At 72.8% G+C, this 8,192-nt stretch carries 6 protein-coding genes; 4 read left to right on the top strand and 2 right to left on the bottom strand.

The features are described 5' to 3' along the window. The 4 genes from ACZ4WV_RS11730 to ACZ4WV_RS11715 all read left to right on the top strand — a co-directional run. On the top strand, positions 1-587 hold a 587-nt coding region (locus ACZ4WV_RS11730), incomplete at its 5' end, for a DUF8189 domain-containing protein (protein ID WP_465745331.1). A 228-nt stretch (positions 588-815) separates the two neighbouring features. After that, positions 816-1,580, top strand: a complete 765-nt coding sequence (locus ACZ4WV_RS11725) for a serine/threonine protein kinase (protein WP_465745329.1) — start codon at positions 816-818, stop codon at positions 1,578-1,580. A gap of 8 nt (positions 1,581-1,588) precedes the next feature. Beyond that, positions 1,589-3,004, top strand: coding sequence for a serine/threonine-protein kinase (locus tag ACZ4WV_RS11720; RefSeq protein WP_465745327.1), 1,416 nt, complete (start codon positions 1,589-1,591; stop codon positions 3,002-3,004). A gap of 201 nt (positions 3,005-3,205) precedes the next feature. Next, positions 3,206-4,276: an AfsR/SARP family transcriptional regulator gene (locus ACZ4WV_RS11715; RefSeq protein WP_465745325.1), complete on the top strand. Its 1,071-nt coding sequence runs from the start codon at positions 3,206-3,208 to the stop codon at positions 4,274-4,276. 86 nt (positions 4,277-4,362) lie between these two features. Here ACZ4WV_RS11715 and ACZ4WV_RS11710 read toward each other — a convergent pair whose 3' ends face one another. Beyond that, positions 4,363-5,442: an alpha/beta hydrolase gene (locus tag ACZ4WV_RS11710; RefSeq protein WP_465745323.1), complete on the bottom strand. Its 1,080-nt coding sequence runs from the start codon at positions 5,440-5,442 to the stop codon at positions 4,363-4,365. 152 nt (positions 5,443-5,594) lie between these two features. Beyond that, positions 5,595-8,129, bottom strand: coding sequence for a penicillin acylase family protein (locus ACZ4WV_RS11705; protein WP_465745321.1), 2,535 nt, complete (start codon positions 8,127-8,129; stop codon positions 5,595-5,597). Between the last annotated feature and the right edge of the window lie 63 nt (positions 8,130-8,192).

Raw genomic sequence — 8,192 nt, 5'->3', positions numbered from 1 at the left:
ACTGGGAACCCACCGGCGGCGGCCCCGCCGACAGCCGGATCGCCCTCGGCAAAGCCCCCGACGGCCGCCTCGAAGTCTTCGCCCTCAACGCCACCGCCTTCCAACACCAGTGGCAGACCGCCGTCAACGGCACCTGGTCCAGCTGGGACACCTTCGGCGGCGGCGGCCACGACCTCACCGTCGACCACAACCAGGACGGCCGACTCGAAGTCTTCGCCTCCGGCCCCAAGGGCGCCTTCCACAAGTACCAGACCAACCCCACCACCTGGTCCGACTGGGAACCCGCCGGCGGACCCGCCGACGCCCAACTGACCAGTGAGCGTTCGCCGGACGGCCGGGTGGAGGTGTTCGCCATCAACGGCACGACCGCGCAGCACACCTGGCAGACCGGGGTCAACGCGTCCTACAACCCCTGGGACACCTTCGGCGGGGCCGGCACCGACATCGTCGCGGCGGCCAACGCCGACGGCCGGATCGAGGTCTTCGGCACCAGCAGCGCCGGCGTCTACCACAAGTGGCAGACCGGATTCTCCACCTGGTCCGACTGGACCTGGCTCAACACCACCGCCGGACCCGCCGTTCCCTGATCACACCGGTACCCCCGGAGCTCGACCATGTCCCCGATCAGCAGGCCCGGCCTGCTGCGGCGGCCGGAGCGGGAGCACGCGTGCTCCCGCTCCTCCGCTTCCACCGTCACGTGGCCTGCGCCACGCTACGGTTTATTGGCATGCTCAAAGAGGTAACGTTCGTCCGTCCGACAGTGGTCGGCATGCGAAGCGGGGGAACGGGGGAGCGGTGCTCGGGACGGAGGAACGGTGAGCGGGATTCTCGTCCACCTGCCGGAGGGGAACGGCGAGGCCGCGGTGACCTTGCGGCTCGGCCCGGGAGAGCGGGCGCGTTTCGGCCGCGGCTCCGCCGGGACACCGGTGGAGCTGCGACTCGGCGACGAGGCCGTCTCCCGGCTCGCCGGGGAGATCCACGCGACCGACGACCACTGGCAGTTGAGCAACCTCAGCAACACCCACGCCTACCTGGTGGAGAACCCGGAGGGCGCCGGCGAGTACCTGCGGGTGCCGCCCCGGCGGATCGGCGCGCCGATCCCGTTCGAGTTCTCCCGGGTGGTGCTGCCCTCGCGGCGCGACACGCCGCTGTCCTTCCAGGTGTTCGCGCCCGACCACGTCTACCTCGACCCGCACGCCCACGGCGGCTCCCGGGAGAGCCGCACCATGACGGCGTACTCGCTGGACGAGACCGCCACCTACTTCCTGGTGCTGGTCGCGCTCTGCGAACCGTGGCTGCGGGACCACTCCCCCGCGGCCGTGCCCACCACTCCCCAGGTGGTCACCCGGCTGCGCGGCCACCCCGCCTGCGCCCGGCTCACCGCCCGCGCGGTCAGCTCTCATCTCGACTACCTCGCCGACGAGAAGCTCCGCATCGAGCTGCCCGACGGCGCGGCCCGCGCGGACCGCCGCAACGGCAAGCGCGAGGCCGTCGTCGGACTCGCGCTGAAGTTCGGCATCGTGCGAGAGGAGCACCTCGCGCTCCTGCCGCGCCCCGAAGCCGCCGAGGCCGGGCGGTAGGGGTGCTGATGGTGCACGACCCGGACTCCGTCGAGGACGGCGGGGAACTGCTGCCACCCGGCCACCGGGTCGGCGCGTGGACCGTCATCGGGCCCATCGGGGAAGGCGGCTGGGCGACCGTCTACGCGGCGCGCCGGGCCGAGGACGCCGGCACCGGTCCCGCCGGTACGGCCCGTGCGGGCGGTACGGACGACGCAGATGGCACGGACGACGCAGACGACGCAGACGACGCAGACGGCACGGTCGCCCTCAAGGTGCTGCCCACCGCCGGACTCGCCCCCCGCCAGGCCCGACAGGTCGCCGAAGCCGCCCGGCGGGAAGCCGAACTGGCCCGCACCGCCCCGCACCCCCGGCTGGTCCGCCTGATCGACACCCTCACCCTGGCCGCCCCCGACCACCCGGCGCTCGACGGCTCGATCGTGCTGGTCATGGAACGCGCCCGGTGCACCCTGCGCGACCTGCTGGCCACCGGGGTGGACGAGGACCAGGGCGGCCTGATCATCGCCGGCATCTGCGAGGGCCTGGCCCACCTGCACCGCTCCGGCTGGGTCCACACCGACCTCAAGCCGGAGAACGTCCTGATCGGCCGGGACGGCGAGGTCCGCCTCTCCGACTTCGGCCTCGCCATCGAACTCGTCGGCACCCACGGCCACACCGCCCCGATGGGCACCCCCGACTACCTCCCGCCGGAACGCTGGCGGGAACCGCTCGGCGAGCGCGGCATCAAGGTCCGTGCCACGGCCGACATCTGGGCGCTCGGCATCGTGATCCACGAGGTGTTCGCCGCCGGCGTCCCGCCCTTCCCGGGCGCCACCCCCACCGCCCGCAGTGCCGCCGCCCAGCAGTACGCCGAGGGCCGCGCCGCCCTGCGGCTGGCCCCGGACGTCCCGCCGTTCTGGCGGGAGCTCGCCGCCGACTGCCTCGCCCCCAGCCATGCCGCGCGCGCCCCGCACACCGCCGAGAGCCTGCTCGCCCGCATCCGCGCGCACCGGTCCGGCCGCCGGCCCCGCCGCCCACGACCGCGACCGCGCACCGCCCTGCTGGCCCTCGCCGCCTGCGCCACGGCCGCCGTCACCGCCGCCGCCCTCTGGCCGGAGCCGGCACCGCCCCCGCACTCCGCCCGCATCCGGGTCTTCAACGCCGAACGCAGCTGCCAGGACCGCACCGACCACGACCCCATGTGCAGCCTCGGCCTGGCCGTCAACCCGCTGCGCCCCTACACCGCCGACAACGTGGTGCCCACCCGGGTCTGGCACGACGACACCCTCGACGCCGACTGCCAGCTCCCCACCGGCCTCCCGATCATCGACGAGGAGGACCGCACCTCCACCCTCTGGTACCGGGTCCGGCTCCCCGGGACCGCCACCGCCTGGCTCCCCGCCGTCCGCACCAAGGACCGCCCCGCGCTGCAGCCCTGCCCCTGACCGGACCCTGACCGGACCCTCCGGCCGGGTCGGGAACGGCCCGGCCGGGTGCGGGGGCCACGGCGTCCTCATCCGGGCCCCGGGCCCCCGGCCGGCCCGCGCGGTACTCCGGATCGTTCCGGATTCCCCGCCCGGCACCCGCCTCACTAGCTTGTCGACGGCGTCCGCCGGATCAGCCGGCCCAGAGCCCAGGGAGCAGTGATGCCGACGACGACCACCACCAGCCGGCCGACCGCCGCCGTCCTCGGGCACCAGGAACGCAGGGTGCTCCACGCGGTCGGCTGCGGCCTGCGGGACGACGAGATCGCCACCGCCCTCGCCGTCCCCGAGGACGCCGTCGCGGGGCACCTCGCCCGGATCCTGGCGAAGCTCGGACTGCGCGACCGGGCCGCCGCCATCGTGCACGCCTTCGACTGCGGGCTGGTCGCACCCGGCCACGGCCCCCGCACCCAGGTGACCAGCCCGGCACGGCGGAACGCCGCCGGCCGGCCGACCGCACCGCTGGTGCGGATCTCGGTGCTCGGACCACTGCGGGCCTGGCAGGACGGGCGGCCCCTCGACCTGGGGCACCTGCGCCAGCAGGCCGTCCTGGCAGCGCTGGCGCTGCGGGCGGGGCGGACGGTCAGCCAGCAGGAACTGCTGGACGGCGTGTGGGGGTCGGAGCCGCCGGTCACCAACGTGGTGCCGGTCCACATCTACCGGCTGCGCAAGGCGCTGCGCACCGGGAACTGCCCGGATCCGGTGATCGAGCACGACCGCTGCGGCTACCGGCTGGCCTCCGGCGCGACGGAGGTGGACGTGGAGCGGATGGAGAGCCTGGTCGCCGACGCCGACGCGGCCCACCGGGCGGGTGAGCCGGGGGAGGCGGTCCGCTTCTGTGCCCGGGCGCTGGCCCTGTTCCGCGGCGAGCTCCTGGCCGGGCTGCCCGGCCCGCTCGCCGAACTGGAGCGGTTGCGGCTCACCGAGCGCAGGATCGCCGTCGCCCAGCGGAAGCTGGACTGGCAGCTGCGGCTGGGCCAGTACGCGGAGGCGACCGCCGAGCTGTTCGCCCTGTCCGCGGAGCACCCGCTGAACGAGCCGGTGGCCGCGCTGCTGATGCGGGCGCTGTACCGCGGCGGCCGGCAGGCCGACGCCCTGGCCGTGTTCGACCGGGCCCGCCGGCGGCTGGCCGACGAGCTCGGGGTCCCGCCGAGCCGGATGCTGCGGCTGACGTACCGGATGATCCTGTGCGGGGACGAGGTCGGGCTCGGCCTCACCGGGGCCGCCCGGTGACCTGCCCGGCGCGCGGCGGGGCCCCACCGGGGCGCTGCCCGGTGGAGCCCCGGCGGAGCCGCGTGGCGCGGCATCGCTGCGCATGTTCAGGAGGCGAAGGCCCGTTCCAGCCGGGGGATCAGGTCCCTCAGGTCCTGCTCCCAGCAGCCCCCGTTGTGGCCGCCGTTGCACTGGGTGCCCCAGGCGGCGCCGTCGCCGTAGTCGACGTAGTGGTAGGGCATGCCGAGGGCGTCCATCCGGTCCTTGACGTGCTTGGCCGCGCCCTCGAGCCAGAACTCCGGCTCGGTGGCCGAGCCGCGTCCGTTGCCGACGTACACCGAGACGCCGATTCCGGCGAGCTTGTCCATGTGCTGTGACGGGTCGGCCTGGTTCCACCGCCAGTCGGCGTTGAACACCGGGTACGGCGTGCCGAACAGGGCGTCACTGTCCACGCCCGGCTTGTACGGGTCGTTGTTGGGGTCGCAGGCGCCGGAGGACGAGCCGCAGACCGCGCCCTGGGCGTCGATGAGGGAGGCGACGACGGCCAGCCGCAGGTCCATGGAGTCGGCCGACAGGTCGATGTCCCCCGACAGGGACGCGGTCTGGCTGAACAGTTCGGGGTGGTCCTGGGCGTAGTGGAAGGCTCCGAACCCGCCCATGGAGACGCCGGCGATCGCCCGGGCCTTCTTGGTCGCGATGGTCCGCAGGTTGGCGTCGATGAACGGGATGACCTGCTTGAGGTGGAAGTTCTCCCAGTTCTGGGCGCCGATCTGGGTGTTCTGGTTGAGCCAGTTCGCGTACCAGCCCCGGGCGCCGCCGTCCGGGATGACGGTGATCATCGCGTTCGAGGTGGTCAGCGCCGGATAGTTCTGCTGGACCGGGTCGTCGGGCGAGCCGTGCAGGAAGTACAGCACCGGGTAGCGCCTGGCCGGGTCGTCGTAGTAGCCGCTCGGCAGGATGATCTTGATGTGGTGCTTGCCCGTCACCTCCTGAGTGGTCACGGTGAGGTAGAAGTTGATCGGGCCGCCCACGGTCGTGTCGACCTGGGTCAGGCCGAAACCGTCCGCCATCGGCGGCGGCGCCCCGGTGCCGCCGATGGCCCGGGCCGTGCCCGCCGTCGTGGCCATTCCCACGATGACGGCCAACAGGGCCACCACCGTTCGCCACCGGCTCGTCGTCCTCGTCACAGTGTTCCCCTTCATGGGCCGGATCTTCATGGCCGGATCTCGTGGTCTTGTCGTCGCGCGGCGCGGTCCCGGTCGGGAGGGCCGCGGAATCCCGGGTGGAGGGGCACGCCGGCACCCGTTCGTCGGAGTTCCGGCGTGCCCGAACGGCGGCCTCAGTCCAGGATCTTGACCTTCAGTGCCGGGGAGGCCGCGATCTGGTCCTCGGTGAACCGTTCGGTCACCCACCGGCCGGCCGCGAACAGCTCGGTCTGGTCCGCGTAGTGCGGTGAGTTCGGGTTGGCCGACTGGGAGTAGGCCAGGATCGAGGCGGCCTGCGGCGGCCCGTCGGCGGTGAACCGGGTCTGCTGGATGAAGCTGGAGCCGAAGACGATGTCCGGCTTGCCGTCGACCGTGCCGGGGGTGACGACGTTCAGCACGCCCAGCTCGTGGACCGCCCCGTGGATCGGGATGGTCTCACCGTTGCGGGTGATCTTCTGGACGTCCGACAGCGGCGCGTCCAGCGCGATGCCCGCCTTGCCCAGCGCGAGAACGGCCCGGGCCAGCGCGTCGCGGACGGCGGAGTTCCCCGGGTCGAGCGAGTTGGGCGTGTGCACCGGGTCCTTGGGGTCGAAGGGCACCCGCCACGGCAGTTTCTCGATCGCCTGGCCGTTGGTCAGGTAGTACCAGTAGTTCTCGAACAGCCAGGACCCCCGGCTGTCCGCCGTGTACCTGTGGTCCTTCCAGGCGGCCAGGACGGGGCACGCCCCGCTCACGTTGACCAGGTTGCCGTCCACCAGGACGAGCCCGAAGGGCGCGCTCTGGCACGCGGTCACCGTGGCGTTGAGGGCCAGGTCGGCCGCCCTGCTGGTGTCGGCGAAGAGCAACTGCTGCATGGTCTCCGGGGTGAAGCCCCGGCCCGGCAGGCCGTCGGTGCCGTTGATCCGGTTCTGCGCGGTCAGGATCAGCTCCTGGGTGCGCAGCGAGCGGGGGGCCGCGGTGTCGCCCATCACCCGGGGAAAGGACAGCGGCTGCTCGGGGTTGGCCAGCCAGGCGCTGTCGTTGGCGTTGCCCACGAAGTCGGACCGGATCAGGCGGGGCTGCTTGTGCGGGTCCAGGAGGCCCGGTGCGACCGCGTTGGGGTCGTTCGGCCAGTCGCACTCGCTGCGCTTGCCGTCGAAGATGGAGATCGGCGGCACGTTGGGCAGTCGCAGCCCCTGGTTGAACAGCAGTCGGCCGGTCGCGGTGAGGCACGACTGCGCGTGCTCGTCGGTGATGTTCGGGGTGGCCTGGATGTCCGCGTACAGGGCGTTGCCCTTGCGGTCGGAGGCGATGGTGTTGAAGAAGGGCACGCCCTCCGTCGTCTCCAGAGCGTTCACCACGTCGTTGACGTCCTTGGCCTGGTCGAGGTGGAACCAGGTGTTCAGGGCCCGCAGGTTGTCCATGTTCGCGTCGCGCACCGCGTGGGCGCTCACCGCCCAGGGGAGCTGGACGCCCTGCATCGAGGTGGTGATCGGGCCGTAGCGGGTGGCCCACAGCGTCCTGGTGACCCGGCCGACGGAGCCGTCCGGTTTCAGCACGTCGACGCCGACCTGCTGCGAGGTCATCGGCTGCCAGGCGCCGTCCACCAGGTAGTTGGTCGGGTGCAGCGGGTCCACCTGGACGTCGAACAGCCCGAACGGGGACACCGTGGCGACCGTGTGGCTCCAGGCGACGTCGTCGGTGTGCCCGATGTTCACCGCCGGGAGTCCGAGCAGGCTGGCGCCGGAGACGTTGATCTTCCCGGGGATCGTCAGCTGGCTCTGCCACATCCGGTTCTTGCCCTGCCACGGGAAGTGCGGGTTGGCCAGCAGCATGCCGGTGCCCCCGGACACGCCCTGCGAGCCGACCGCCAGGGCGTTGCTGCCCATGCTGCCCTGTTGCCGACTGGCGGCCATCGCGTCGCGGATCTTCGTCGCGGTCTCCTCCGTCGAGAGCGCCGGCGGCGCGGCGGCGGACTTCGGGTCGGCGGACGGCGCGGCGGAGGACGGCGCGGCGGAGGACGAAGGGGCGGCCGACGCGGAGGCGGACGACGCGCCCGGGGGTGCGGCGTTCACCTCACCGTCCAGCAGCGGATCGGCGGCGCCCATGATGATCTCGGCGTGCGCGTGCCGGTAGACGTCCAGTTCCGTGATCGGCCGTACCCAGGCCGCCCCTCGGCAGGCCGGGTCGGAGATGTTGTTCACGCCGGTCTCGGCCAGGTACCTGTTGTAGCCCTGGACATAGCCGCGGATGGCCTCCTTGACGTCCGGCTCCGGCCCGTTGGGGGCGGGCTGGTCGATCAGCCGCTCCACCACCCGGGTGTCGTTGATCCGCTGGAAGTAGAGGTCGCTGTTGAGGTTGGTGGTGGTGTTCTGGTGCTCCCCTGGACTGGTCCGGCCGTCGGGCCCCAGGTAGCGCGACCGCTGGGCGTCGACCATCAGATAGGTGTCGGCCAGCGTGCAGATGTTGTCCTTGGCCGCGGCGTACCCGTAACCGGTGCCCAGCCCCGCCCAGTCGGAGGCGATGATGTGCGGGATCCCGTACTCCGTGTAGCGGATCGTCGGCTTGTCCGGCGCCTGTCCGGCGGCCTGCGGCCCGGCCGCCCGGGAGCCGCCGGACTGCGAGCCCGCGGCCGGCGAGCCGGCGGCCGCCATCGTGCTGATCAACGCCACCGCGGCGAGGAGTGCCATCGGCAGCCTCGCTCTGGATTTCCTCCGTGCCATCGAGCCGTCCTTCCCCCTGCGGTCGGGCAT

It is taken from the genome of Kitasatospora sp. NPDC029312, from assembly GCF_055569215.1.
Note: the sequence above shows the minus strand (reverse complement) of the source record. Positions and strands in the feature narration are given on the sequence as shown.

What these genes read in the sequence shown, in the direction of transcription:
- ACZ4WV_RS11720 (WP_465745327.1), top strand. Translation starts at nt 1,589, where the DNA reads ATGGTGCACGACCCGGACTCCGTCGAGGACGGCGGGGAACTGCTGCCA.
- ACZ4WV_RS11715 (WP_465745325.1), top strand. Translation starts at nt 3,206, where the DNA reads ATGCCGACGACGACCACCACCAGCCGGCCGACCGCCGCCGTCCTCGGG.
- ACZ4WV_RS11705 (WP_465745321.1), bottom strand. Translation starts at nt 8,129, where the DNA reads ATGGCACTCCTCGCCGCGGTGGCGTTGATCAGCACGATGGCGGCCGCC.